The 26,405-nt window shown below is 44.9% G+C and carries 20 protein-coding genes; 8 read left to right on the plus strand and 12 right to left on the minus strand.

The genetic code is table 11. From position 1 onward, the window contains the following. Positions 1–21: 21 nt before the first annotated feature. The 4 genes from AACQ93_RS21590 to AACQ93_RS21605 all read right to left on the minus strand — a co-directional run bounded on the left by AACQ93_RS21590 (position 22) and on the right by AACQ93_RS21605 (position 5,621). Complete coding sequence (locus AACQ93_RS21590; RefSeq protein WP_064609665.1) at positions 22–801, minus strand: slipin family protein; 780 nt, start codon at positions 799–801, stop codon at positions 22–24. 5 nt (positions 802–806) lie between these two features. Then, a complete protein-coding gene (locus AACQ93_RS21595) occupies positions 807–2,237 on the minus strand; it encodes an NfeD family protein (RefSeq protein ID WP_064608751.1) in 1,431 nt (476 codons plus the stop codon). A gap of 265 nt (positions 2,238–2,502) precedes the next feature. After that, positions 2,503–3,951 (minus strand): ATPase RavA stimulator ViaA, encoded by a 1,449-nt coding sequence (viaA, locus tag AACQ93_RS21600; protein WP_064608753.1) that lies wholly within the window; start codon positions 3,949–3,951, stop codon positions 2,503–2,505. Positions 3,952–3,965: 14 nt separating this feature from the next. After that, on the minus strand, positions 3,966–5,621 hold the full coding sequence (locus AACQ93_RS21605; protein WP_064608755.1) for an ATPase RavA domain-containing protein: 1,656 nt from the start codon (positions 5,619–5,621) through the stop codon (positions 3,966–3,968). A gap of 577 nt (positions 5,622–6,198) precedes the next feature. On the opposite strand from AACQ93_RS21605, the gene AACQ93_RS21610 reads away from it, so the two are divergent. Both AACQ93_RS21610 and AACQ93_RS21615 read left to right on the plus strand, forming a co-directional pair. Continuing rightward, the gene (locus tag AACQ93_RS21610; protein WP_007465652.1) at positions 6,199–7,071 is read left to right on the plus strand and encodes a GGDEF domain-containing protein; all 873 of its coding nucleotides are present in this window, start codon (positions 6,199–6,201) and stop codon (positions 7,069–7,071) included. Between the two features lie 89 nt (positions 7,072–7,160). Then, a complete protein-coding gene (locus AACQ93_RS21615) occupies positions 7,161–7,982 on the plus strand; it encodes a phosphate ABC transporter substrate-binding protein (RefSeq protein WP_064608757.1) in 822 nt (273 codons plus the stop codon). A 79-nt stretch (positions 7,983–8,061) separates the two neighbouring features. On the opposite strand, the gene AACQ93_RS21620 is transcribed toward AACQ93_RS21615, so the two are convergent. After that, positions 8,062–8,910, minus strand: coding sequence for a sulfurtransferase (locus AACQ93_RS21620; RefSeq protein WP_064608759.1), 849 nt, complete (start codon positions 8,908–8,910; stop codon positions 8,062–8,064). A 143-nt stretch (positions 8,911–9,053) separates the two neighbouring features. Here AACQ93_RS21620 and AACQ93_RS21625 point away from each other — a divergent pair, with 143 nt between their 5' ends. Further along, complete coding sequence (locus AACQ93_RS21625; RefSeq protein ID WP_064608761.1) at positions 9,054–10,055, plus strand: lipid A deacylase LpxR family protein; 1,002 nt, start codon at positions 9,054–9,056, stop codon at positions 10,053–10,055. Between the two features lie 40 nt (positions 10,056–10,095). Here the strand turns inward: AACQ93_RS21625 and AACQ93_RS21630 are convergent, their stop codons facing one another. Beyond that, positions 10,096–10,641 carry a nucleotidyltransferase family protein gene (locus AACQ93_RS21630; protein WP_064608763.1) on the minus strand — a complete coding sequence of 182 codons (546 nt, stop codon included), beginning with the start codon at positions 10,639–10,641 and terminating at the stop codon, positions 10,096–10,098. 193 nt (positions 10,642–10,834) lie between these two features. Here AACQ93_RS21630 and AACQ93_RS21635 point away from each other — a divergent pair, with 193 nt between their 5' ends. Continuing rightward, the gene (locus AACQ93_RS21635) at positions 10,835–11,929 is read left to right on the plus strand and encodes a S1 family peptidase (RefSeq protein ID WP_064608765.1); all 1,095 of its coding nucleotides are present in this window, start codon (positions 10,835–10,837) and stop codon (positions 11,927–11,929) included. Between the two features lie 97 nt (positions 11,930–12,026). Here AACQ93_RS21635 and AACQ93_RS21640 read toward each other — a convergent pair whose 3' ends face one another. The 3 genes from AACQ93_RS21640 to AACQ93_RS21650 all read right to left on the minus strand — a co-directional run bounded on the left by AACQ93_RS21640 (position 12,027) and on the right by AACQ93_RS21650 (position 17,192). Continuing rightward, on the minus strand, positions 12,027–15,179 hold the full coding sequence (locus AACQ93_RS21640; RefSeq protein WP_064608766.1) for an efflux RND transporter permease subunit: 3,153 nt from the start codon (positions 15,177–15,179) through the stop codon (positions 12,027–12,029). Positions 15,180–15,182: 3 nt separating this feature from the next. Next, the gene (locus AACQ93_RS21645; protein ID WP_007465639.1) at positions 15,183–16,304 is read right to left on the minus strand and encodes an efflux RND transporter periplasmic adaptor subunit; all 1,122 of its coding nucleotides are present in this window, start codon (positions 16,302–16,304) and stop codon (positions 15,183–15,185) included. Positions 16,305–16,706: 402 nt separating this feature from the next. Beyond that, positions 16,707–17,192 carry a DUF1097 domain-containing protein gene (locus tag AACQ93_RS21650; RefSeq protein WP_064608768.1) on the minus strand — a complete coding sequence of 162 codons (486 nt, stop codon included), beginning with the start codon at positions 17,190–17,192 and terminating at the stop codon, positions 16,707–16,709. 373 nt (positions 17,193–17,565) lie between these two features. Between AACQ93_RS21650 and nagZ the strand changes: the two genes are divergently transcribed. Next, a complete protein-coding gene (gene nagZ, locus AACQ93_RS21655) occupies positions 17,566–18,570 on the plus strand; it encodes a beta-N-acetylhexosaminidase (RefSeq protein ID WP_064608772.1) in 1,005 nt (334 codons plus the stop codon). A 57-nt stretch (positions 18,571–18,627) separates the two neighbouring features. Here nagZ and AACQ93_RS21660 read toward each other — a convergent pair whose 3' ends face one another. The 3 genes from AACQ93_RS21660 to AACQ93_RS21670 all read right to left on the minus strand — a co-directional run bounded on the left by AACQ93_RS21660 (position 18,628) and on the right by AACQ93_RS21670 (position 22,797). Beyond that, complete coding sequence (locus AACQ93_RS21660; protein WP_084419392.1) at positions 18,628–20,229, minus strand: EAL domain-containing protein; 1,602 nt, start codon at positions 20,227–20,229, stop codon at positions 18,628–18,630. A gap of 902 nt (positions 20,230–21,131) precedes the next feature. Further along, entirely contained in the window at positions 21,132–22,046 is a 915-nt protein-coding gene (locus AACQ93_RS21665; RefSeq protein ID WP_064608775.1) for a cation diffusion facilitator family transporter, read from the minus strand. Positions 22,047–22,365: 319 nt separating this feature from the next. After that, positions 22,366–22,797 carry a hypothetical protein gene (locus AACQ93_RS21670; RefSeq protein WP_084419394.1) on the minus strand — a complete coding sequence of 144 codons (432 nt, stop codon included), beginning with the start codon at positions 22,795–22,797 and terminating at the stop codon, positions 22,366–22,368. A 354-nt stretch (positions 22,798–23,151) separates the two neighbouring features. Between AACQ93_RS21670 and pdhA the strand changes: the two genes are divergently transcribed. From pdhA to AACQ93_RS21685, 3 genes are read left to right on the plus strand one after another with little or no spacing between them, the layout of a single operon-like run. Beyond that, positions 23,152–24,240, plus strand: a complete 1,089-nt coding sequence (pdhA, locus tag AACQ93_RS21675) for a pyruvate dehydrogenase (acetyl-transferring) E1 component subunit alpha (RefSeq protein WP_064608779.1) — start codon at positions 23,152–23,154, stop codon at positions 24,238–24,240. After that, positions 24,233–25,216, plus strand: coding sequence for an alpha-ketoacid dehydrogenase subunit beta (locus AACQ93_RS21680; RefSeq protein ID WP_064608781.1), 984 nt, complete (start codon positions 24,233–24,235; stop codon positions 25,214–25,216). The genes pdhA and AACQ93_RS21680 overlap by 8 nt, the downstream gene beginning before the upstream one ends. Next, entirely contained in the window at positions 25,213–26,355 is a 1,143-nt protein-coding gene (locus AACQ93_RS21685) for a dihydrolipoamide acetyltransferase family protein (protein ID WP_064608783.1), read from the plus strand. Before AACQ93_RS21680 ends, AACQ93_RS21685 begins: the two co-directional genes overlap by 4 nt. Positions 26,356–26,405: the final 50 nt, after the last annotated feature.

Consider the following 26,405-nt stretch of genomic DNA (forward strand, 5'->3'; position numbering starts at 1 on the left):
TAATTGGAGAATAAATCATCCTCAGGACGATTTATCTTTCTGCTGTTTGGGCTGATGGAAAACTGACGACATCTTGTCCATCATGTCGATCGGCATAGGGAAAACAATGGTCGTTGTTCGGTCGTTGGATATTTCAGTCAGGGTCTGCATATAACGAAGCTGAACCGCGTTAGGAGCCTTATTCAACACTTGTGCGGCTTCCTGCAATTTAGCCGACGCTTCAAGCTCACCGGTTGCGTGAATCACTTTTGCACGACGGGAACGCTCAGCTTCTGCCTGCCTCGCCAGAGCCCGAACCATACTGTCATCTAGATCGACATGCTTGATTTCTACATTAGAAATTTTGATGCCCCAATTATCGGTATGCTGATCCAAAATGACCTGTAAATCTTTATTCAGTTCTTCCCTTGCAGACAACAGTTCATCAAGCTCATGCTGACCAAGCACAGATCGCAACGTGGTCTGAGACAATTGGCTGGTGGCTTCAAGATAATTTTCAACATTATTGATCGCCATTTTCGGGTCAACGACCCGAAAATAAACCACCGCGTTAACACGAACTGAAACGTTGTCCCTGGTGATCAAGTCCTGAGTCGGAACATCAAGAACGATAGTACGCAAATCAACCCGCACCATCTGCTGGATGATTGGAACAATGATGATCAGGCCCGGTCCCTTTACCTCGTAAAAACGCCCAAGCAGGAATACTACTGCCCGCTCATATTCACGTAACACCTTGAACATGCTGACGATTAACACAACCACCAGCACGATTATCGTAGCGAACGAATAAGTCACCATCATAATTATTCCTTATCAATGCCTGTTGTATCACAGTAATTATCTTCAACGTCCAGTTGTAACCCTGACACTCTCTTAACCGTAACGATTTGTCCTTTTTGTAACGGTCTATCGCACCTTGCCTGCCAAATCTCACCTTCCACTAAAACCATTCCTTCGCCGGGGAATCCACTCACAACCCTGGCCTGCTGGCCTAACATCACTTCGACACCTGTTGTAACCGGACGACGACGAGTTTTGAGCAACAATGCAAGAATCACAAAGGTAAACATTGCCGATACCACGGTAAGGCCGACAATCAAAGGAACGGCGATCTGGTATCCCGGTGTTTCGGTATCCATCAACATGATCGAACCAAGCACAAAAGACACTACGCCACCGAGGCCGAAAATCCCAAAACTCGGGCTGAAAGCTTCCGCTATCATCAACGCGATACCAAGTAAGAGCAGCCCCAGACCAGCATAGCTAACCGGCAACATCTGCAACGAGTACATGGCAAGCAACAGACAGATGCCGCCAAGCACTCCCGGCACACCGACACCCGGATTGTAAAACTCAAGAAGTAATCCATAGATGCCGATGAGCATCAGAATATAAGCAACATTTGGATTGGTTATGACTGAAAGAAGCTGGAAGCGCCAATCCTGCTCCCGTTCAACATAAGCGACATTGGCAAGTTCAATTTTGGATTCCAACCCGTTGATAGTAGTTGTTCTGCCATTGGACTGTTTAATCAGGCTGTCTAAGTCCGGCGCAATAAAATCAATCACATTCTTTTCCAGTGCGCTTTCCGCATCTAAGCTGGCTGCTTCTGTTACCGCTTTGGCCGCCCATTCTTCATTACGGCCATGCAGCTTTGCTAACCCCTGAATATAAGCAGTGGCATCATTGATGACTTTTTTCTGCATAGCCGTTTTTGCACTGATGCGCTCATCATCTTTGGCTGATTCACCGGATCCATCGCCTTTGGTTGCATCCTCTTCTTTAGGTTCTTTTTTCTCTTTCTTAGGAGCAAAAGGGTTACTGCCCTCGTCAGGTTCTCCCTGTCCCGGCCCGGTCAGGGAAACTGGTGTTGCCGCCCCCAGGTTTGTTCCCGGAGCCATTGAAGCGATATGGCTAGCTAGCAGAATATAAGTACCTGCACTGGCAGCTCGAGCGCCGGCAGGACCGACCCAGGTTGCAACAGGCAGTGGAGAGGTTGTTATGGCGCGAATAATATCACGCATGGAGGTATCCAAGCCGCCGGGAGTATCCATTTTAAGCACGATAAACGATGCCTGATCTTTTCTGGCCTGCTCAATTTCACGGGAAACATAGTCACTGGTTGCCGGGCCTATTCCCCCTTTTATTTCAATTATCCAGACATCATCAGCTCGGACAGTAAATGCTGTCATTAAAAAGGAAAATACCAGTGCGCAGAAAGAGAAAAGCTTCATATAACTTCCTCCTAGACTGAAAAACACAGCCTGAACATGGACTAAGCTCTGTTCTTATTTTGTTATCTACTGATAAGCATAGTCTACAGCTATTAATAATCCGCTAGATGTATGTAATTACGTTCAAAAATAAGACCAGCGCAACAAATAACCGGCTACTTAGTTCGCTTAGAGCTGGTTGAAATGAACGAATCCGAGGCATAAAAAAAGCGACCAAAAGGTCGCTTTTCCACTATGTATTGCTTTCGCAGTTAAGAGCTAAGACTCATTTCCACTTAAACAGACGCCCTAGCTTCGACGGATGATATGACCAGCAATGATCAAAAATCGTCATCAGCTCCGGGTTGCCATACTTCGACAAATTCACTGCATGGAAACGGTTTCTTTGCTGTTTCAGCTTTTGAATTCGTTTCATCATCTCATCAGGCTGAGACGGCGCGATAAAGTCAGACAGCACAATCAAATCAGCGTTTTTGTATTTCTCGTTGCTCATCAGCTCAATCGACTGATCCAGCACCGGTCCTAAGTCTGTTCCACCGTGGAAGGAATAAGAAAGGAAGTTCAGAACTTCTCTCAGGCCATCCTGTTTGGTCAGCTCGTAGGTGATTTGTTGCGTCGAGAACATAATGACATAGCAGTCACGATCCTCAGCCAGTGCGATTTGCATCAGGCCATAAGCCAACGCTTTTGCACACTGCTCAGGGAAACCATTCATTGAACCGGAGGCATCAATACAAACAATAAACGGGCCTTTATCCTGCTCTACCTGCTTAGTTTGTCGCTTATACGCCTTCACCCTGCGCAGCTTGCGCTGTGCGCCCTGAACCCGGTAATTCATCAGTCGCTTGTCTACAAGGTGCTTGTAGAACACCACTTCCAATTCTGGATAAGCAAGAAACATAGCTTCATTAGGCAGCAACTTCGACAGATCATCACTTTCATGAACGCCGACGATGTCATCAGTGACATTGTCACTGCGCTCTTCGACCATTTTCAGGTCTTCTGAGCGCACCCGTTCTTTATCAGGATCATCAACTTCGCTTGCCATCCGGCCCAGCTTTTCCGCAATCTCTTGCAGTCCACTGTTTTTCTTAAGGAAAGCAGCCATGGTTTTTAAGCTACTGACATCAGTTTTTGTCAGCCTGGCTTTTGCCATATCCCATAACCGCCCGGCTTTTTTCTCGTCACCGGCTTCTGTCACTTCCTGCATGTGCTGCATGGTTTCGATGCGCTGGTAAAGATCAGCCAATAGCTTTTCTTTATGCTGTTCCAGTTCGCTCTGCTGGGCATCAATCAGGGCTTTAGACAGATACTCATACCACTGATTACAGAAATAACTCTGAAACATAGGGTTATGTTTCTGGCTTTCCCGCTCCAGCAGACTTCTTGCCTTGAAATAAAACGATGAATGACCTTCAAGCTGTTTAACAACAGAATCAACCTGTTCAATAAAGTACTCCGGCTCCCACTGACAGGCTTCCTGATAAAGCTCAATTTCGCGCTTGAACTGCTCTTCTACACTCACGCTTGGCATGCGTTTGTGTATATGTCCCCGCCATTTGATGATCTGGTTTTTCATCGCCGTTTTAATGTCAGGGTTGGATTCAGCAGCCATCAAGAGCTGAGGACGTGTCATCAGCTCATTCACCGCATTATCAATAATGCCCGACTCAGCCAACATCATTGCCAGGTTCAGCGTTTCAGTTGCAGGCATACTCTACCCCCGACTTACGAAAAATACTCTGCAAGGTTTGAGATGCGAAAAGCACTTTTCTCAATCACCAAATTCAGTTCAGATACCGAATCAGATGCCGTTGCGATACTCTGCTCAATTGCCGCAGGCAGTTCAGCAGAAACAAAGTTATGTGGCAGCGCACCATGGAAGGAACTACGTGACAGCTTCAGGCTATGCTCTGCATCGCCAATTTTCTCAACTGCTTTTTTTGCTTCAACCTGCCACTTATCGTTCTGCGCCGCAGTAATACCGCAAGTACCGGCAATACCAACAAGCACTGAGCGGTTAGCAATATCCTTGATGATAAGCCGCTGCTGTGCATCAACGTCAAAATGCAGTCGACACAAATGGGTATTCTTGTTCACGAAACCATAAACATCACACTGACCGGCTTTGATCTTCTTCTCGAAGTCATCTCCGTCGACATATACCCAGCGGCTGTCACCTTTTTCCTGCTCTGAAACAGAAGGGTTTTGCTGAAGCATCACCAATTTAATCATGCGTGGGTTGTGGTTGATGTTATAGCGTCTTGCCTTGCTGAAATCGTACTTAAACGATTCCTTGCGCATCTTGGTTTCGCGGGAAAAAGTAACACACAGATCATTGGCGACTTCTTCATTAACATCATCAATCAGCCTTTGGGCTTCATTGGCATTGTCTTGCGCTGCTTCCTGATTAAAAGCTTTCTGCGTTGCAAATTCATGGATGACAGATCGAACCACATTTCGTGATTCAGGGCTGTGCCACAGGCAGTCTTGCAGTAACAGAAGATCCAGCGGGTTTATTGAATCTCGGCCATTATAGAAAGCACTGGCTTTCAGCAGTCGAACTGCTTTTTTCCAGCGGCGATCCGAGATGTAAAGTTCACTGTCAGCGGCAGCAAAACCATCCCCTTCTTCAGCACGTTTTTCAATCATCATTTTGAGCTGATAGATCTTCTCAAACAGATCATCAGTCAACTGGATATCATCAATATGAGTCTGCCATTCCTCGTATTCTTCATCAGTAATCGCAAGCCCCGGTTCCAGTTCCTGTACAGAAGGACCTTCACCCATCAGCATGGCTTTGAAATTCTGTTTCTCCTGAATACGATTAACAAACACTCGAACCAGCATACGGTCATAAAGTGCTTCCAGACCGCTGTCTTCATCCGGCAATTCGTTTGAAGCAGTGATCAGCAAACGCATTGGAACAGGAAGAATATCCTGACCATTTTTAAACGTACGTTCGTTTACAACCGTAAGAAGGGTATTCAGAATCGCAGGGCCGGCTTTCCAGATTTCATCAAGGAAAACGACCTGTGCAGTAGGCAGGTAACCATCAACTAAGCGGACGTATTTGCCGTTGTCTTTTAATTCTTGAATAGATAAAGGGCCAAACACCTCTTCGGGTGTAGAAAAACGTGTCATCAAGTAATCAAAAAAACGGCTGTTATCAAAAGCCTGAATCAAGCGTTTTGCAATCAAACTTTTAGCGATACCCGGCGGGCCTAGCAAAAAAACACTTTCACCGGCTAAAGCTGCAAGCAAGCACAATTTTATTGTTTCTTCTCTTTCGTAAACGCCATTCGATAAAACCTTGATCAGTTTTTGTATTCTCTCGGATACCAAGGCTTTATTCGGTTGCGTCCGTCTTGCCATTGTCAGCATACTTTCGACCTCTCTTGTTGCCTTGTCCCTATGCATGTAGCACAACAATCCCAGTCTTTTTCTAGGATAGACACAAACGACAACTTGTTACAGCTATGTTAACTGAAATAATTTGTTACAACCCTTGTATATCAGAGAGCCCGTAGCACAACCAGAAGTGAAACTTTGATTCCAAAAATGCCGCCTTATAACTTAGCTTATCAATACACGTATAATCCCGACAATTTAGCGCCAAATTACTAATAATTAGGTAATTATTAATAAAAATTTCAACTTTGCTGTCATTCAAGCAATTTCTGTAAAATTGAGCTTTATCACGCTTGCTTATCTGCCAAATCGCAAAATCGGCTACAACCCCCTCATTTCTTTCTCTCTGTTTTGTACCGACATCATGTTTTTTATCAACAAAATGTTAATTTATCGGGTCAAAATCACCACATGCGGAATCCATTGCCGCCCCCAATGAAGATCAGAGTACAATTTCGCTGCAGAACAAGGTAAATTCCTTGTTTGACGTCACTGTCTTTGCCATTATGTCTGACAAATCACCCCTCTTTATTTAGCTGTTTCAGGGTCTATGAATCGTATTTCCCAACTTCCACCACGCCGAATCGCACTTATCTGCACTGCTGTACTTTTTTTAAGTTTCATTCCTGCTAATGACAACCTGAAAACGGTCATTTCGATTGTGACTTTAGTACTGAGCATTCAACTGGTTCGTGAGGATTTTGGGACCGGCATGCGCGGATGGTTGCTACTTTCATTAGGGATGTACGGCGTTGGCGTTATCACCGACCTGCTTGACGATATTCCTGAGCTGCACAACCATTGGTTTCTTGATAACACCGAAGATATTTTCATCCATGTTGGGGTGTTTATGACTTGCTTCTGCTTTATCAAAATACTGCACCAACATCGCCAGTTAATTGAAAGCCTGAACCAACAAATAGATAAAGCCCGCAATTTAGAACAAAAACTCAGCCGTCAGGCTCTGCACGACGAACTCACCGGATTGGAAAACCGCCGAGCCCTTTTCCGTTGTTTCGATCATATGGCCATCGACCAGCAAAAAGGGATGCTGGCTTATATTGATCTTGATAACTTCAAGCAGGTCAACGACAACTTCGGTCATCAATCAGGTGACCAGGTTCTGATTGCAATGGCAACCACCCTGTTACGAACCACACCAGCCGGCAGCCGCACCTATAGAATTGGCGGCGATGAATTCGTCGTACTTCTCTCCTGGGGCGAGGAAAGATCCAACCAGAAATGGATCGATATGCTTTATGAACAAACCAAAGAAATCAGAGGTAAATACAACATTGGTATCAGTATCGGCCTTGCTCCTTACTACCCGGGGAACCTGAGTGATCCGGACTCAATACTGGCTAAAGCGGACCAGGAGATGTATTCCAACAAAGAAAAAGATACTGACAGAAGAACTGGTTGAGTATTGTTTAATTAACCACTTTCACATTATTGACATATTCTCGTAATAGGATGTTGACCGTTTACTTCTGGTTAATTTGGAGAAAGAAAATGTCAGCCAGGGCTAATACCTTATGTGCGTTATTTGCTGCCCTTACATTCAATGTACAAGCGAAAGAAACAGTCACAGTTTCAGGATCAACATCAGTAAGTCATGTTGTCGAAGTACTAGCAGAAACCTTTTCGAGTAATAATAAAGACACGTTTATTGCCGTTCAGGGCGTCGGCTCATCAGCAGGTATCGCGGCCGTTAAGCAAAATGCCGCTGACATTGGCATGAGTTCTCGCTACTTAAAACCAGCAGAAATCAATCCGGATATCACTACAGTGACTATCGCTCACGATGGTATCGCACTGGTGGTAAACAAGAATAACCCGGTCACTGACCTGAACAAAGAACAGGTTTCTAAAATCTATCACGGTGAAATTACGAACTGGAAAGAGGTCGGCGGTCCGGATTTAAAAATGGCTGTTGTAAGCCGTGAAAATGCATCAGGTTCACGCTTTTCTTTTGAAGACTACATGGGGCTGACTCAACAAATTGCGGGGCAAACCGTTTCTGATATCAACCCGCATGTGCTGGTCGTAAATACTAACGGTACAGTAAAAAGCCTGGTCTCTCGAAATGTCCATTCTATTGGCTATATTTCTTTAGGCTCGATTGATGATTCTGTTAAGGCTCTGTCTTTCGAAGGTGTTCAGCCAACCATGAGCAACCTGGAGTCAGGTAAGTACAAGATTTCGCGCCCATTCATCATGCTCTATAAAGAGAAGACAATTGAAGATAACGCTAAAGCCTTTATCGACTTTGTTATCTCACCCAAAGGACAGGATCTTATCCACCAGCGTGGTTACCTATCAGCAGTCCAATAAAATCGGCTAGCAAAAACGTACCGATAAGTTAAAGGCCAGCTATTACTGGCCTTTTTTGTTCTTCTGGCATTATTTTAGCCTAAACAACCGGGTACTTATGCTTACGTCCCCATTCAGCCCATGAACCATCATAAACTGTCAGTTTTTTTCTACCGGTCAATTCCGCCGCAAGCGCAAGAATACAAGCAGTAACCCCTGAGCCACAGCTGAAGATTAAATTTTGCTCCGGTTCGGATAAGGCATCAAAACGCTTTGAAAGCTGCTCAGTGTCCAAAAAATAGCCTTCACTTAGTAATTGAGAGAACGGCAGACTTTTTGCGTTTGGCATATGACCACTTCTCACTCCTGGTCTTGGTTCGGGTGCTGTACCGTAAAAGCGCTCAGCCGAGCGGGCATCAAGCACAACGGTATCAACATCTCCCAATCGAGCGTTCAGTTCATCGGCATCAATAACCCAGTTCGGACAAAACGAGGCTTTATATTCAGTCATTACGGGGTGTTCAGGGTCACCAATTTCCAGTTCTAATCCAGCCTTTTGCCAGGCCGGGAAGCCGCCATCAAGTACCGCCACGTCATGATGCCCCATTGTTCTGAACATCCACCATACTCGTGGTGCCGAAAACATCCCCTGAGAGTCATACACCACAACCGTATCCTGCTCTTTAATCCCAAGCTCTGATACTTCGCGGGAAAATAACTCAGCAGAAGGCAGCATATGGGGAAGTTCTGTATCCGGCGCTGCTATTTTTTTATCAAAATCAAAGAACCTCGCACCCGGTATACGCTTTTCATGCCACTCTTGCACAGGATCTCGTTCAGACCCCGGTAAAAACCAGCTGGCATCCAACACTACTACTTCCGAGTTATTGATGTTGTCAGCCAGCCATTGAGCAGAAACCAACGGGGAAGACAGTAACTTTGACGACATAATCGATTCCTTTTACTTTTTATATCTGCTTCACAATAAGCGGATAAGGGCACTCTGATTTGAATATTATAACTGGCCGCGATTAATATCTATTAGGTATTATTAACCGATTGGCATACTGTCGTATTTGCAAAGGACTGTAAATGAAGCACATTTTTGCAGGCATCGCTGCCCTATCAGCTCTTTTTTCACCTTTGACTCAGGCATATCACTCCGGAAGTGTCTCATTTTCTATCGACAATGACGGCATTGTCGGAACTGATCAGAACTATACCAATGGTATCTTCCTCGAATTCAACTCATCTTCAACTACAAAGCTGGAAGTCATCGCTCCCCGACCTATTAAAGATATCGCAACACTTCTTCCTTTAGATTCAAATACATTTAAGGGCTGGAATGTACGTTTGGGTCAGCAGATGTGGACACCTGAGGACATCGAACAACCAGAACCGGTTGAAGACGAAAGGCCATACACCGGCCTGCTTTTCCTTGAATCGGGGATTTACCAGTACTCACCGGAACTTGTTGATAAATATACCGCCATGATTGGTGTTGTCGGCCCGAACTCTTTTGCTGAACAGGGACAGAAGTTTATCCATGACCTTATCGGTTCAGATGAGCCCAAAGGATGGGACTACCAGATAGAAAACCAGGTCGTCTTTAACCTCGGTTATCAGGCCCACAGGCTGATGAAAAGAAATGATGTCGATGGGCCTTTAGGCTTAGAAGGTACTGATATCAGTGCTGTCGGACGCATTAACGCAGGTAATTTTCAAAGCGAAGTCGCAATTGGATCAATCGCTCGCTGGGGAAATAATCTCGAAAGCAATTTTGGTACTTCTGGTTTTTCACCGGGCCGCTTTGTCGATATCAGCGTTTTATCCGCAAGCCCGAAAGGTTACTTCTTTTTTGCCGGTGTTGAAGGTCGATACCGCTTCAATGACATCACAATAGAGGGGGATCGTCCGGAAGAGGTTCCGGATACCAATATAGAACATCTACAGGCAACCGCAGTTCTCGGGGGTGTGTATTACCAGCCTCAATGGGGTGTAAGCCTGAGTTTTGCTACCAGTACCCGTGAATATAAAGAAGATAAACACTCCACCAATTCAACCGGTTCACTGGAGTTATTCTGGCGACTTTAGTGAGCACACATTGGTAATCGGATAGAAAACAGTAACAGGATCATTCCGCCGTGAGTTTCGGCCAGATCTGCAACCAACTTTTATTCTTGATGCGATCACGATAAACAGCCGGCCTCTGATTTTCCGGGTTGATTTTGATTTTCAGTGACCAGTTTTCCTCTAAACCAAACGGAGCACAAATTGTCAGTTGGTTATCAAATTCAAGGCGAACACCTACACATGTCGGCACTTCAATCCACTGTCTGATACCTTCAACGGTATTTTGATACGGTTGATGACCGTGACGCAGATGCATCCGGGCCTGATTGCGAACTTCCCAGTTTGCTTGTGGAAAAAGAGCTTTCAATTGGGTTTCTATTTTTTGTTCAGACTCACAGGAAACATCACGGTTATCAAAATAAACCAGATCAATATCATTTAGTGGTGTCATCTCTGTCTTATGATGCAAATGATCCCAAATGGCATTTCTCAGAAAACCGGCACCAAGATACCAATCAGGTAAACCCACCTCTCTCGCCGCTCGCAGACAGCCCATTCTGTATTCATCAGCCAACATCAACTGCTTAGTCAGCTGTTCGTAATTCATCTTGCTTATCATTTCCACCGATTGTCCAGTTTAACCGTGCTTTTGGTTAGCTGAACTTTATTTTACAGAAGAAAGACCAGCAACATGGGATTAAAGCGTGCCTTTGATCTAATAATTCACGTCTTTATTAGAGTGTTCTATTAATAAACCGTATAATTCAGGCCTGATTAATACGCCGTACAGTAAAAGCCCAATGAATAAAAAACTCACCTACTCTGTTATATTTCTGGCGACAAGCCTGTCAATGAATGCCTTTGCTGAAGAAACACCTTCAGTACAGCCAAAAATTCTGAACGGTCAAACTGCATCAGGACTCGCTGAGAACTTACTGCCCTGGCAGGCCGCTATCCTGTCAAAACCGGACTTTTGGGGAAATGTCATTTCTGGCTGTGGCGCAGTCATTATCAGTGAACATTGGGCGGCAACTGCAGCACACTGTACCGAATCAACAAAGTTGGGTGATACGCTTGTTGCCGGTCTGACCTATATCCCTCAGGGGCAATCCGCAGAGAATATTGCTGATAAATACAAATTCACAATTGAAGAAAAGATCCAACATCAAGACTATACAGGCTCTTCAAGCAGCACTCTGAAAGCCGGTGATGTCGACCATGATATAGCCCTGTTGAAAATAACCACCAAGTCGCTACTAAGTGTTGCTAAACCAATTAAGATCGCAACGGCAGATGAACAAAGCCAGGCCAACGCACAATTTGCAAATACCTGGAATGCTGACGGTTACTCAAAAGGTAATCTCATTACTTCTGGCTGGGGTGATACAGCACCTTCATATAACGTCACTAGCAACTTACAGGTTGTAAAACTGGGCGGGATCCCTCTCTCACAATGTAATTCAGGTTATGTGATGACATCGGATTCTCACTTTGTCTGTGCCGACTCCAATAACCCGGCAATCAAAAAAGATGCCTGTGCCGGTGACTCAGGTGGCCCTCTTATCTGGCAAAACCCGAATAAAACTGGTGATTCAGATTTTGGCCTTCGTCTAATGGGTGTAACCAGTAATGGTCCTGATTGCGAACTGAAAAATGTTGGGCATCCTGCCGGTCAAGGTAATGGCCTTTATACTGAAGTGGCTTACTATCGCGACTGGATCGAAACTAAAACCGGCCTGACTCTGGATAGCATTGCAACACCGGATTTCGACCATGACCCATTCAAACTGGTTCGAGAAGATGAACATGTTGATACAGGAAGCTCGGGCGGTTCTGTTCCGCTTTCAATGCTTGTTGGATTAGGACTTATCGGCCTGCTCCGCAGAAAGCATTAATCTACTGAACGTATCAATCTGCAAAAAGATAAGAAACTTCATCAATGTAAAAGGGCTCCATTCGGAGCCCTTTTCTTCTTTCTACCTGACTCTAAAATTACTCATCTTTGAGAGCCATCAACTTAGTCGAGCCACCGTGGAATTTCTCTCGCTTACGCTGAACCAGAGCAAAGAAGCCAGGGATCAGGAAGGTTCCTGCCAGTAACACACATAGCAAACCACCTGTGAGTGAAATTCCCAATGAATTCTGGCTGATATGGCCGGCACCGGATGCAAATACCAGCGGTGTAATACCCAGAATGAACGACCAGGATGTCATATTCACAGCACGGAAACGTAATTTACCACCGCGCACAGAGGCTTGCTCAATATCCAGATCTTTCTCTTCCCGCTCAATCTTGGCAAATTCCACAATCAGAATCGCATTCTTCGCCGCCAGTGCAATCAGCAGAACCAAACCTATCTGCGCATACAGGTTCAAAGGTGTTCCTGTTACAGCCAATGCCAGGAATGAGCCCAATGTTGCCACTGGCACAACCAAAATGATCGCCAGCGGAATACTCCAGCTTTCATACTGGGCAACCATGAACAGGTAAATAAAGATCAGAGCCAGTGCAAACGCATAAATTGCCTGATTACCGGCTTTAACCTCCTGGTAAGCCATACCTGTCCATTCATACTGATATCCCTGCGGCAATACTTCTGCAGCCACTCTTTCCATCGCGGCGATAGCATCACCACTTGAGTAACCATCAGCCGGGTTACCCTGAATTACCGCCGAACGGTACATGTTGTAACGCCATGCAACATCCGGTTCGAACACTTGTTCTATCGTCGCCAGTGTACTCAGCGGAATCATATCACCACTGGCTGAGCGCACATGGAAACGCTCAAGCGCATCAAGATCGCTGCGGTAATCGCTGTCAGCCTGCACCGTTACCCTGAAGTTTTTGCCATACAGAGTGAAGTCGTTGATGTACATTGAACCCAGGTTGCCCTGCAAAGTCTGGAAGACTTCCGTCAGAGATACGCCTAGTTGTTTGGCTTTCACCCTGTCAACATCAACGTAGTAATGCGGAACATTGGCGCGAAATGTACTGAAGGTGTACTGAATCTCAGGCTGCTCATTGGCTTTCTGAATCAGCTCGCCCATCACATTTGCCAAATCTGTACGACTGCGCCCCAAGGTATCTTCCAATACAAACTCAAAGCCCGATGCAGCCCCCATTCCCGGAACAGCAGGAGGTCCCATTGCAAAAACGATAGCCTCCGGCAGTTGAGCTGCTGCGCGGACATTTATCCGCTGAGTGATCGCAAATGATGAATGGTCTCCTTCCATGTTGTTTCGCTCATCCCACTCTTTCAGTTTGATGAACATTGAAGCTCCATTAGACGCAGCAGCACCCGTCAGAAACGCGTAACCATTGGCAACAGTAATGCCTTCAACACCAGGCTCCTGCTCAACGATTTTCTCAAGTTTTGCCGTTGTCTCTTCAGTACGGGACAATGAAGCAGCATCCGGAAGCTGAACATTGACCAGCAAAATACCTTTATCTTCCTGCGGAACAAAAGCAGTTGACGTCGTCTTCGACAAGAAACTAACGGCAATTACGGCTACAACAAAACAGCTGCCCAGCATACCCACTTTACGAACCAGAAATCCGGCAATCACACCATATTTCAGCGTAACTTTATCCAACCCTTTATTAAAGGTACGGAACCAGCGTGAAGTATTGTCCCCGCCTTGCTTCAGAACCAGCGAACATAGAGCTGGAGACAGTGTCAGCGCGTTAATCGACGATATCACCACTGATATACAGATGGTCAATGCAAACTGACGGTACATAATACCTGTGATACCCGGCAGCATCGCTACCGGCAGGAATACCGCCAACAGAACCAATGTTGAAGTAATGATCGGCCCGGTTACTTCCTTCATCGCAATCAGCGTTGCTTTTCGCGGTGTAAGGCTCGGATCGCGCTTCATATTGGTATCAACATTTTCGATAACCAGAATGGCATCATCAACTACAATACCGATTGCCAGAATCAGGCCAAACAAGGTTACTGTGTTTATGGTAAAACCTGTTGCCAACATAATGGCAAAAGTACCAATCAATGACACCGGAATAGCAACAACCGGGATCAGCGTAGAACGCATACTACCAAGGAACAGGTATGTTACTGCGATAACCAGAATCACCGCTTCAATCAGCGTCTTGACCACACCTTTAATTGATTCAGAAACAAATAATGTTGTGTCATAACTGGTTTCATAAGCCATACCTTCAGGCATATTTGGCCGCAGTTTTTCCAGCAACTCCATTACCGCCTCGCCACTTTCCAGAGCATTCGCATCTGACTGGAGTGACAGCGTCACGATAGAAGCAGGTTGACCACGGAATAGTCCATTACCGTCGTAGAACTTCTTACCTAGCTCTACACGAGCAACATCTTTCAGATAAACAACCGAACCATCAGGGTTTGCTCTTAGAACAACATTTTCAAACTCACTGACCGACTCAAGGCGCCCTTTAGTCACAAGGTTGAACTGCACTTCCTGAACATTGTTAAACGGCGGCGCGCCAACTTTGCCGGCTGCGACCTGAACATTCTGCTCTGCCAATGCTGCATTAACATCTGAGGTTGTCAGGCCGAGGTTAGCCATTTTTTCCGGGTCCAGCCATACACGCATCGCATATTCACCGCCACCGATAACATTAACCTCACTGATGCCTTTAACACGGGCAAGCTGATCTTTAACGTTTAAGTTAATGTAATTAATCAGAAACTTATCGTCATAACGACCTTCAGGAGAGTAGAAGTTAAGCACCATCAGCAGATCAGGAGAACGCTTTTTAACAGTTACCCCGACCATCCGAACTTCAGCAGGTAACTTAGATTCAATCTGCGACACCCGGTTCTGAACATTAACCTGCGCCATGTCAGGATCTGTGCCGACATCGAAAGTCACATTCAGGTTATATGAACCGTCATTTGCGCTCTTCGAAGACATGTAGATCATGTTCTCGACACCATTCACCGAAGCTTCAATCGGATCGGCAATGGCTTCTTCAACAACTTCAGCACTCGCCCCCGAATAATAAGCAGTCACACTAACCGACGGCGGACTGATTTTAGGGTATTCAGCAACAGGCAGGTTCATCAGAGCAATTGCTCCTGCCAGTGTCAGAATAATAGAGATAACCAGCGCAAACTTTGGACGCTGGATAAAAAATCGACTCAGCATCCGTTAACCCTCTATTTTTGGTTGTTCAAGTCGAACGGTCATCCCGTTACGAACGCGCTGAAGACCTTTCGTCAACACAACATCATCCCCCTTCAGGCCATCGTTAATAACAACCCCCTGCTCTGTTTGCGGTCCGAGCTTAACGTTGTGCCGTTCTGCAACATTACCCTCAGCCAATACCATAACGAAGTCGCCCTCAAGGTCACTTTGTACCGCTCTGCGAGGTATTACATTTTTCTTTACAGGCGCTTTTTCCCGCAGGAATACCTGCACATGCTGACCCGGCAACAAACGCTGCTCAGGGTTATCGAACTTCGCCCGCATCGCTATGGTGCCTGTTGTCAAATCAATCCGGTTGCCGATATAGTCGACCTTTCCCAGATGCTGATAATCTTCGCCATTATTCAATGTTAGAACGACTTCAACATCCCCTTTGCCGTCACCGCTGCCATCCAGCATATCAATCCCTAAATCCAGGCGCTGACGCTCACTGATATTGAAAGATGCCTGGATCGGGTCAAGACTAACCAAAGTCGTCAGTACCCCTGAAGCCGGTGAAACCAAATCTCCGATACTGGCTTTGCTGTCACTAACCCGTCCTGTAAACGGTGCAACAATCTGGGTATATGACAAATCAACTTCCGCTGCTGAAAGCTGCGCTTTTGCCGCTTTAAGCTGAGCTTCGGCATTGAGTTTATCTGCAGTTAACCGGTCAAACTCCGACTGACTAATACTGCCCTTAGGCAACAAATTCTTGCCTCGCTCCCAGTCCAAATCTGCCCGTTTCAGACTCGCTTCAGCTTGTGCTATCGCAGCCTTTGCACTGGCAACTTTTGCTTCATAAGCTGCTGGCTCAATCTGGAACAACAGCTGTCCCTTTTCGACAATTTCCCCTTCCTGAAAATAACGCGCTTTCAGGTAGCCGGAGACCTGAGCAGTAATAGCAACATCTTCGATAGCTTCAGTTCTACCGACAAACTTCTTTCCCTGCTGATAGTCAATGACCGTTACAGGTTGTACTGCAACCAAAGGACTCATCGATGCTTTAGGACCGGATAACTTATCGCCGCATCCAACAAGCAAGCCAGTACTTATTAAAGTGGCAATTATAAGTTTTTTATTCATTATGCTGACCATAGGTAAAATATAAGAATAAATTGCAAATGCAATTTACAAGGAATAAACGCATGCAATTCAGTTATATAAGTAATGAGGCCAAATTAGCACCGGGGCTTTAATGAAAGCTGAACAAATAAAATTAGTGGCATATTTTTACTGGTTAATTGTTTCAAAACATTTCAAACAAAACCCAGGCTGAATAATGGATGTAAATGTATTAATTTAAGTATGAAATTACTTAAAGAGTGTCACGAAGAAAATCTAATAGCAGGCCTGGCCGTAAGAAATTCCGCCTGAACTTCAAACACAATTTATCCGTGCAAGGAATATTGGTAAGTTCTAAAGAACAAAAAAAAGCTGCCTTGCGGCAGCCTCTAAATTGATAAGAGAAAATAAAAAAAGAAGGGATTAATCAAGCTCAGGAACAGTTAAATCGTTTTTCGGTTGGGCTAATTTCTTTTGCAACCAGATACCGGATGCCTTCATGCAGTAACCAAACACCGCACCCAGGATCAGAGACGGTATAACAAGCTGCCAGTCACCGGCTGCCGCGAAAGTGGCACATGAACCAATGAATGTGCCCGGGATGAATTCAAGCCATGTTTTCTTGGCCTGAACGCACATAAAGAACGCAACAATAGCAGTAATTACATAACCGATGATCTCGATGCCAACCATGGTCGACAGGTGAATAATCACCATCGCCCAAAAAACGCCACTCATATTAGTCGCAATACTCAATCCAAGACCTTTCATGCCATCTTTAGGGGAAGCAAAATAAGTAGTACAACCAAGGAAACCAGCCCAGCTAAGTAAACCAAGGGAAACTGCAACCCACCCCCAAACACCTGAAAGAATACCTGTTGTAATAGCAATGGCGACCAATACTGACATTTGAAAATCTCAATTAACTATGAATCAGGAAACAGTTTAATTGAGTGAGCACAACATTATAGTGAGCAAGATCACACCAACAATGTAATGAGTGATAGCATATTTTCATTAATAAGATCATGATCACTTATATCGTAGATTTTTCAACAATATGTACCTGATATAACTAATTGGCTGTGAATTTAACAACAAAAACAATCAACTCTGTGTTTACCATAATAAACAATCAAAATGGACATTAACTACTCAGGCAAGGTGTCATTTTTAAAAGGATTATTACCTCTGCTATCTGGACTATGATAACGTTAGCCTGTCTTTTACATCTGATCATCACAGCTCCGCGCTTTCAGAATGTCCTTTTATCGGAGTTAACATGGGACCATTAATGCTTGATGTATCCGGCTATGAGCTGGATGCCGAAGAAAAAGAAATCATTCAACACCCAACCGTGGGTGGAATTATCCTGTTCAGCCGCAACTATCATGACCGTAAACAACTAAGAGCACTAACCAAAGACATTCGTGATACAGCACGACGACCATTTCTGATTTCTGTTGATCAGGAAGGGGGACGTGTTCAACGTTTTCGCAATGAATTTACCCTGCTACCACCGGCAAAAGCATTTGCCAACAATAAAAATGGTCTTGAACTCGCCGAACATGGTGGCTGGCTGATGGCGGCAGAACTGCTGGCTATGGATATCGATCTCAGCCTTGCTCCTGTCCTTGATCTTGGTTTTGACTGTAAAGCCGTTGGTGATCGGGCTTTTTCTGATGATCCACAACAAATCATTAAATACGCCAGCCAATTCATCAAGGGTATGAAGCAAGCCGGCATGGCAACAACGGGGAAACACTTCCCGGGCCACGGTGGCGTTGTTGAAGACTCACACCTTGAAACACCTGTCGACTCACGTGACTACATCAAACAACATGATATGACTGTATTTAAGCACCTGATTGAAAACGATTTGCTGGACGCTATGATGCCTGCTCATGTTGTTTTTGATGCCTATGATGAGCAGCCGGCAAGCGGTTCATCATACTGGCTTAAAGATGTATTGCGTAATGAGCTGAACTTCAAAGGCGTGGTTTTCTCTGACGACTTGAACATGAAGGGTGCTGATATACTTGGCAGCTATAGCGAAAGAGCCATTGCTGCACAGCAAGCGGGCTGTGACATGGTACTACTCTGCAACAACCGTGAAGGTGCGATTCAGGCCCTGGATGGTCTGCCACAAACTCAGGTTCCGTTACTTGAAACACTTTGCAAAAAGCCAACAGGCGAATACCGGGATCTGGTTAAAACAAGAAAGTGGCAGGAAAGCCATAAATCTATCAGTGAACTGGCCCACTCATGGCGTGAAAAGCATGCTTGATGTAAATCGGCATCATATCTACTAAATAAAAACAGGAGGCTAATACCTCCTGTTTTTTTAAACTAACCGCATTGTCGGTTCAAACTTCGGCTTTGGTTGAATCGACTTACAATAGTAAGCAAAATCTTTGAAAATCATTGGCTTGCCAAAGAAGTAACCTTGTTGTAGGTAAACACCCTGCTCTGCCAGATATTTTGACTGCTCTTCAGTTTCAACCCCTTCCGCAATCATTTCCATACCGGCTTCTTTGCCGAAAGCAATTATTGAATTAAGCAACGAAAGCTTTATATCTGTTGTTCCGATGTTTTCAACAAACATCTTATCGATTTTCAAGCTTCGAATATTTAATTGCTGAATGTAGCTGAAACCGCCATACCCAGTTCCTGCATCATCAAGCTTTACATCGACTCCTTTCTGCCTCAGTTGTTCTATCACATCAGAAGCCATTGCAAGATCAGTAAATTGCTTTCTTTCTGTCACCTCAAAAGCAATCTGGTTCAATTGAATCTCTGATCGTTGCAATATTCGCAGGGTATTTTCCATGATCACCTGACTTTCAAGTTGTTCCGGCACTACATTGATACTGATAACCTGTTTTGTTGCATGCCAGTTAAGCTTTGTCATCTCATTCGTCAGTTTTTCTATCAATTGATCTGTGATCGCCAGAATCTGTCCACTCTTCTCTACATATGGAATGAATTCCATCGGTGATATAACATCCTGATCCGGTCGGTGCCATCTGGCCAGCATTTCACAACCGTAAAGTGTATTGTTCGAAACATCTACGATCGGCTGGTAATAAGGAACGAACTCTTTCTCAACTAACCCGCGTTCTACCAAAGAGTGAAGCGACATCTTGCGTCGAGCGAGGGCCTGACAGGAAACAACGCACAGTACCCCAAGCGTTAACCCCATAATGAAAAGAGGCAGATACAGCTGATCTCGATACAGTTCGAGTAACTCTGCCTTCACATAAGTATCAACACGAAGACCATCAGCTAATTGTGCACTGAATAAAGGTTTGGATGAAAACAATGCTGCATCCCCTCGCCAGAAAGCCACCTCTGGGTTTTGTGATGAAGTGATGGCACTCAGCACACAATCACTGCAGTATTTATTTCTGATGGTATCGGAAACAATCGGCTCCATGTAAACCCACAAGGATCCTCTTTCCTCATGCCACTCAGCAACTAAAAGGTTTTGCTTTTTCTCTGAATCAAAAGCTACCCACAATGAAACATTTTCATCATAGTTTTCCACTAAAGGAATAACCTGAAGCTTGATATTTGTCCGAGGAAAGCTACTGCACCTTTGGTTGCCTGATGTTTTTATCGCAACCTGCTTTATCACATAATCATTATACGTGACACTTTCGAGCAGGTTGATATCTGAAATACCGCAGTCAAACCTGAAATTCTGACTTAATGATGCCAGAAGATCAGGAAATCGATTTATCTTCATAGAATGAAGATTCAGTAAGTCATCTGAATCAGAACTGATGATGTAAGTCAGCTGCAAACGTGAAAAGAAACTACTCGTCAAAGACGACAGTAATGCTATCCCCAAAACAAATGCCACACAGGCTAAATGTCGTTTTATCCCTGTAAAGAATGTTATTTCACGAAAAAAAGAGTATCGATATCGCTTGCTAGAAAACATAACCTTTCTAAGAACCTTCCTTCCCCTCGCTGCTTATGAAAGGCACAGTCATGCTATTTCAAATGCAACACGGCTCATTTATTTGATATACAACGATATTCACTAACAAGCTGATTAACAAGCAAATCATATAACTATCAGATGATGCTGATCACGGCTTAGAAAAATACAATTTCACCACAAGTGCAACTAATTGCATTAAATCAATGAAAGAAAATCAGGAGGGAATACAACAAGTTGAAACTTGTCGAAGAGAGAGTATCAGCAGGTCGGCCGTAATAAAAAAAGTAATGAGTAATTCAAACAGTATCCGCATCAGCCAATAAAAGAAAAGCGCCTGACGGCGCCTTCGCTTTACAATGAGTTACGCGAGTAGTCTATTCCCTTACAGCATTTCTTCTCTCTGAAGATGACATAAGCAGCACCGATGATAAAGGCAATGACTAGCACAGTTTCCATAATTAACCTTAAAAATGTAAATCTAAAATGGGTGACACGCACATCAGAGCGATGTCAGCGATAAGGGTTAACCTATGGTCTAAAAATTATCTCTAGAAAGAAGCAATTTTTAGACAAGAGACACGATAGCCTATCTGCGCTTTTTTTGCACTAACCGGTTATAAAATTGTGATAGAAAAAATATTAATAACACGTCAATGCTTCTATACAGCACCAGCAAATCAATCCATAGCCACCTGAAGAAAAAGAAAATACTTTACAGCTCGTTTACAACCTTAAGCATTACTGATCTTCATTCCTTTGCTGTCATGTTTCTCTGTAACACGTATATTTTGCTTGAAGCCTGGGAAAATCACCACTTGATTTTCCCCGACAATTCTTTTATCTCGATATTAGTTTTACTAATAAAGGAAAAACTTCTTATGAAACAACACATTGTCCTGTTAGAGCCAACGTTCTTGAGAAGTAAAGCTAACTGAAAGCCAGGTATCTCCCAACTCATCGCTCAATTCCTGCCAAATGAGCTCACGGATCGTATCCTGACGGCCTGTTGTCCAGTACGTTTCATTCTTTACCAGTATATTTATTTCAAGATCATACTGACGCCCTGTTTTAGCAAAATGATGGGTGTAATCATCAAAATGATATTGTTTGGAAAGCTTTGCGATCACCCTATCGACCTGGTGCTGAACTTTATCCTGCGGCGCAACCAGCAGAACCTCTCGTAAGTTTCGTTTCAGGACTTTCAAAGGCAACACTGATGCTGCTATTGAAAGCGTTGAAACAAGAATCGGGTCAACATAGGCATTCCAACGGGAGTATCCAAACTTATCCAGCAAAATCACCAGCAAGAAGCCGACAAGTATTGCAGCACTTAGAATGCCATCCACCAGCCACTCTTGCGAGTCTACCCTAACCAATTCCGACTGTTCGCTTCGCGCGATATAGGTTTCAGTAAAATAGATAGCAAAACAACAAACAGTCGATAAAACCGCATAGATAAGCGCATGCTCAAGGACAATCTCATGTCCGCCATGAAGAATACCTTTCACGCCAGTGATAAAGGCAAACAGGCAAGTCATCAAAATGAGCAATCCGTTGACAACATTAATTAAAGGTTCAATGTGAGCATAACCAAACTGGAACTGACGATCGTCCGGTTTAGATACAAGGTAGGCAGTATAGAGGCTTAACCCTGTCATCCCCATACTGAGAAATGAAAACATACCGTCTAGCAAAATGGCATTGGATCCGACATATAATCCATAGCCAATACCTAGGCTGGCTAATAAAACTGTACCGGCCAGGGACAATTTCAGCGCTAAACGCTCCTTACTGCTTTTACGGCTGGTAGCCATAAAATCCTCCTTTTCGTTCAATTGATAATTTACATATGGTTCACAACCACCTTAGCACTATTTATAACCCATTGAAAAGTTGCATTTTTCTTTCCGCATCAAAGCTAGCGCTGAGATTTATTATGCTAATTGATTGATATAAAAAGAATAAAACTAAGAATTTTAATCGAAGAATCTTTTAAATAAACGTAGATAACCAGACTAATCTAACAAGGCTGCTCTATAGTGGAAATCAGAATGATGCCCCGAGTTATACAGTCAACTTCAGGTCATTCATTCTGAAATTATGAGATGTGAGGAAAGATGGCGAAATTAAGACTCAAGGCGCTGTTTTTTGTAGCTGTAAACGCTCTATATCATTGAAGAAATTAATCATTTTGGCACGGCTAACGTTATACTCGAAGTCTGTGCTGTCACAAAAGCTCGTATTGTAAGCTTGCCTGTCATGATTTTTAATTCTGATGTACTCACAAGTTGCATGTTGCTCACACGCCTGATCTCGTTCTTTACGGAGCTGGTTCCAGTAAGTTGAAAAATGCTTTAACGCATAATCAAGCTGCTCATAGTTTTCTGCTGTCAGCTCCGGGCGCAGTATTTTCAGCTCATTTTGTCTTTCACCGATAAAAGCATCAAAGGTTTCACTCAGGGAGTAAGTCGCTCGATCATAGCACTCACCTTGAATGAAGGTCTGCTTCTGACTTGCAACATCGCTTACCGTTTCCTGCGACGTACAGGCTGAAACAAAAAACATAAAAAAGATTCCGCTGTACAACTTCATAGCGCACCACAATAGATTTTCCCGCAACAAATAGTAATCAAATTATGAGCGATAACCGATTGGTGACCTGCGTTGTAACTCCGAAGTCTCAATAATAAGACGTACTTTTAACCGTTGACTCAGTCTGTACCGATTTCTTTACTGTTCAAACCGTCACTTCCAGAGGCAGCTTTTAACAAAATAGTTACACTTAACATTATCTGGTTATACCGAGGGTTACAGGTATATGCCGCTAATAAGCCCTTCGTGCTTTGTCATTTTTTACGGTATAGCCATCGATTTATTTGCTGTCCGCCTCTTTTGAGGCAGCAACAGAAGGAGCTTGAGATGAATGTTCAGGCCTTACCGATGCATCGATTTATTGACCATAACGGTAATCCCGTCGATCAACTCCCTGAATGGGCCGACCAACCTACCCTAACCGATTTCTATCGCGATATGGTACTAACCCGAATTTACGATAGTAAAGCAGTTGCGCTACAACGCACCGGGAAACTGGGCACCTATCCCTCTCATGTGGGTTCCGAAGGTTTTGGCATAGCAATTGGTAAAGCACTTCGTCCTGACGATGTGTTTATCCCCTATTACCGGGACATGCCAGCCATGTGGGCCCGCGGAATTCCAATGGAGAAAAACCTTCAATACTGGGGGGGAGATGAACGAGGCAGCGACTTTGCCTTCAACGAAAGTCATTGTCGTGACCTGCCCTTTTGCGTCCCGATCTCAACCCAATGTACCCACGCTGTCGGGGTTGCGGCTGCACTAAAGATTCAAGGTGGACACCATGCCGCTCTGGTCACCCTCGGAGACGGTGCAACGTCTAAAGGGGATTTCCTGGAATCATTGAACTGTGCCGGAGTCTGGAACATTCCGCTGGTATTTATCATTAACAACAATCAATGGGCTATCTCAGTCCCACGATCTATTCAGTGTGGAGCTGAACGACTATCAGACAAAGCCAAGGGTGCCGGAATCGAAGGTATCACCGTAGACGGTAACGATGTTGTCGCCATGTACGACATCGTAATCAAAAGCCTGGACAAGGCGCGTAAAGGTAAAGGTGCAACTTTAATTGAAGCCATCAGCTACCGTCTTGGTGACCATACTACTGCTGATGATGCCAGCCGCTATCGCAGTGAAGATGAGTTACAGCAGGCCTGGCAGTTTGAACCGATCAAACGACTGAAATTGTTTCTGCTTAACCAAGGCTGGTGGAGTGAATCCAACGAAGAACAATGGCAAAACCATTGCCGGGATACAGTTGAAAAAGCCGTCGAAAATTACCAGGCCCTCGTTCCACAACCGCCAGAATCATCATTCGACTATCTCTACGAAACACCGGATGCAGACCTCTGCCGACAACGTGACTTCATCATCAATAAAGCAATGCGAAAAGAAGGAGGTCGTCATGGCTGAATTAACACTGGTCGAAGCGGTAAACCTCGCATTGCATCATGAAATGTCACACGACCCGAGTGTCATCGTTCTCGGCGAAGACGTCGGTGATAACGGCGGAGTATTCAGGGCTACTGTCGGCCTGAAGGAAAAACATGGATGTAAACGAGTTATTGATACTCCATTAGCCGAGGCGCTAATCGGTGGTGTCACAGTCGGCATGGCAAGCCAGGGGCTGAGACCTGTTGCAGAATTCCAGTTCCAGGGATTTGTGTTCCCCGCTATGGAACACTTGGCCTGCCACGCTGCACGAATGCGTAATCGCACCAGAGGACGCCTCACCTGCCCTGCGGTCTTCCGAGCTCCTTTCGGTGGCGGGATTCATGCGCCGGAACACCATTCAGAAAGTGTCGAGGCGCTATTCGCTCATATTCCGGGCTTAAAAGTCGTCATCCCTTCATCGCCACAACGCGCTTACGGTTTATTACTTGGTGCAATTCGCAGCAATGACCCCGTCATGTTTTTCGAACCCAAACGGATCTATCGTACAGTTAAATCCGAAGTTGAAGACAACGGCAAAGCATTACCATTAGACACTTGCTTCACGCTCCGAAAGGGCCGTGACATCACACTGGTAACCTGGGGCGCTTGTGTCGTTGAATGCCTGAAAGCATCAAACGATCTTTCCAGGCAAGGTATTGAGCTTGAAGTTATTGATGCGGCTACAGTTAATCCGCTGGATATGGCGACCATCTTCCACTCCCTTGAAAAAACCGGTCGACTGCTGGTTGTTCATGAAGCCAGCCAGACTTGCGGTATCGGCGCGGAGATTCTGGCACGTACCGCAGAACATGCCATGTGCTTGCTGAAAGCACCACCCAAGCGAGTTACCGGAATGGACACTGTAATGCCGTATTACCGCAATGAAGACTATTTTATGATTCAGGAATACGACATCATCGCAGCAGCCAGAGAGCTGATGGAGGGGTGGAAATGAAATCATTTTCTCTGCCGGATTTGGGTGAAGGGCTAGCTGAGTCAGAAATCATTGAGTGGCATGTTGATGTAGGTGACAGCGTAACAGTTGATCAGGTGGTATTGACTGTTGAAACCGCCAAAGCAACCGTCGAAGTTCCGGCGCCGTATGCAGGGAAAATTGTCCGGCGTTACGGCAACGAAGGTGATGTTATCGGCATTGGTAGCCTGCTGCTGGAAATCGATGAAACAGAAGCATCAGCTCAACAAGTAACAACAGAAGTGCAAGCGGATGCTGCAACTGTCGTCGGTAATGTTTCACAGCAAACTCAGGAAGTGAATGTTGATGAATTCTGGATTGGACAACCCCGAAGCCCCAAGCCATCAGACTCACTGAAAGCCCTACCTTCTGCGCGCCGACTGGCACAAAAGCTGGGCGTTGATCTTAAAACGGTCGAAGGAAGCGGCCCTGACGGGATCATTGTTGATACTGACATCTACCAAGCCGGAGATCAGCAGCGGCCCGGCACAGAGGTACTCAAAGGTGCACGCCGAACCATGGTTAATTCCATGACCGAATCCCATCATAACGTGGCTTCAGTCACAATAACCGAAGAGGCAATGCTTGAACACTGGCGTGACAATGAAGATATCACCAGCCGTTTAATCCTAGCCATTGTCTCTGCCTGCAAAAAGGAGCCGGCAATCAACGCATGGTTCGATGCCGAAGCTATGACTCGCTGCCTGCATGGTAACGTCAATATCGGCATTGCTGTTGATAGTCGTCATGGCCTGTACGTGCCTGTTTTACGTAATGCCGAAAGCCAGACAAGTGCCCAGATAAGAAAATGGCTGGACGAAACCACTACGGAAATCCGCAACCGAAAAATTGCCAGGGAACAACTTCAACACGCAACCATTACACTGACTAACTTCGGGGCTATCGCTGGGATCTTCGCTACACCTGTTGTCACCTCACCACAAGTCGCCATTGTCGGCTCCGGTCGGGTAATGGAAAAAGTGGTGCTTCGTAATAACCAAGCTGTGGCAATCAAGACGCTTCCTCTTTCTATGACCTTTGACCATCGAGCTTGTACCGGCGGAGAAGCGGCACGTTTCATAAAGGAAATGGTTCGTCACCTTGAGCAAAGCAATGATTAAAACCATTTAATAACAACCATAAAAAATGCCAGTCATCAGACTGGCATTTC

This window comes from Photobacterium sp. J15 (assembly GCF_963870815.1).
In the GTDB taxonomy this organism is placed as follows: domain Bacteria; phylum Pseudomonadota; class Gammaproteobacteria; order Enterobacterales; family Vibrionaceae; genus Photobacterium; species Photobacterium marinum.

Coding starts and splice junctions, on each gene's coding strand:
- AACQ93_RS21590 (WP_064609665.1), bottom strand. CDS start 801: ATGGTGACTTATTCGTTCGCTACGATAATCGTGCTGGTGGTTGTGTTA.
- AACQ93_RS21595 (WP_064608751.1), bottom strand. CDS start 2,237: ATGAAGCTTTTCTCTTTCTGCGCACTGGTATTTTCCTTTTTAATGACA.
- viaA (WP_064608753.1), bottom strand. CDS start 3,951: ATGCCTGCAACTGAAACGCTGAACCTGGCAATGATGTTGGCTGAGTCG.
- AACQ93_RS21605 (WP_064608755.1), bottom strand. CDS start 5,621: ATGCTGACAATGGCAAGACGGACGCAACCGAATAAAGCCTTGGTATCC.
- AACQ93_RS21610 (WP_007465652.1), top strand. CDS start 6,199: ATGAATCGTATTTCCCAACTTCCACCACGCCGAATCGCACTTATCTGC.
- AACQ93_RS21615 (WP_064608757.1), top strand. CDS start 7,161: ATGTCAGCCAGGGCTAATACCTTATGTGCGTTATTTGCTGCCCTTACA.
- AACQ93_RS21620 (WP_064608759.1), bottom strand. CDS start 8,910: ATGTCGTCAAAGTTACTGTCTTCCCCGTTGGTTTCTGCTCAATGGCTG.
- AACQ93_RS21625 (WP_064608761.1), top strand. CDS start 9,054: ATGAAGCACATTTTTGCAGGCATCGCTGCCCTATCAGCTCTTTTTTCA.
- AACQ93_RS21630 (WP_064608763.1), bottom strand. CDS start 10,641: ATGAATTACGAACAGCTGACTAAGCAGTTGATGTTGGCTGATGAATAC.
- AACQ93_RS21635 (WP_064608765.1), top strand. CDS start 10,835: ATGAATAAAAAACTCACCTACTCTGTTATATTTCTGGCGACAAGCCTG.
- AACQ93_RS21640 (WP_064608766.1), bottom strand. CDS start 15,179: ATGCTGAGTCGATTTTTTATCCAGCGTCCAAAGTTTGCGCTGGTTATC.
- AACQ93_RS21645 (WP_007465639.1), bottom strand. CDS start 16,304: ATGAATAAAAAACTTATAATTGCCACTTTAATAAGTACTGGCTTGCTT.
- AACQ93_RS21650 (WP_064608768.1), bottom strand. CDS start 17,192: ATGTCAGTATTGGTCGCCATTGCTATTACAACAGGTATTCTTTCAGGT.
- nagZ (WP_064608772.1), top strand. CDS start 17,566: ATGGGACCATTAATGCTTGATGTATCCGGCTATGAGCTGGATGCCGAA.
- AACQ93_RS21660 (WP_084419392.1), bottom strand. CDS start 20,229: ATGTTTTCTAGCAAGCGATATCGATACTCTTTTTTTCGTGAAATAACA.
- AACQ93_RS21665 (WP_064608775.1), bottom strand. CDS start 22,046: ATGGCTACCAGCCGTAAAAGCAGTAAGGAGCGTTTAGCGCTGAAATTG.
- AACQ93_RS21670 (WP_084419394.1), bottom strand. CDS start 22,797: ATGTTTTTTGTTTCAGCCTGTACGTCGCAGGAAACGGTAAGCGATGTT.
- pdhA (WP_064608779.1), top strand. CDS start 23,152: ATGAATGTTCAGGCCTTACCGATGCATCGATTTATTGACCATAACGGT.
- AACQ93_RS21680 (WP_064608781.1), top strand. CDS start 24,233: ATGGCTGAATTAACACTGGTCGAAGCGGTAAACCTCGCATTGCATCAT.
- AACQ93_RS21685 (WP_064608783.1), top strand. CDS start 25,213: ATGAAATCATTTTCTCTGCCGGATTTGGGTGAAGGGCTAGCTGAGTCA.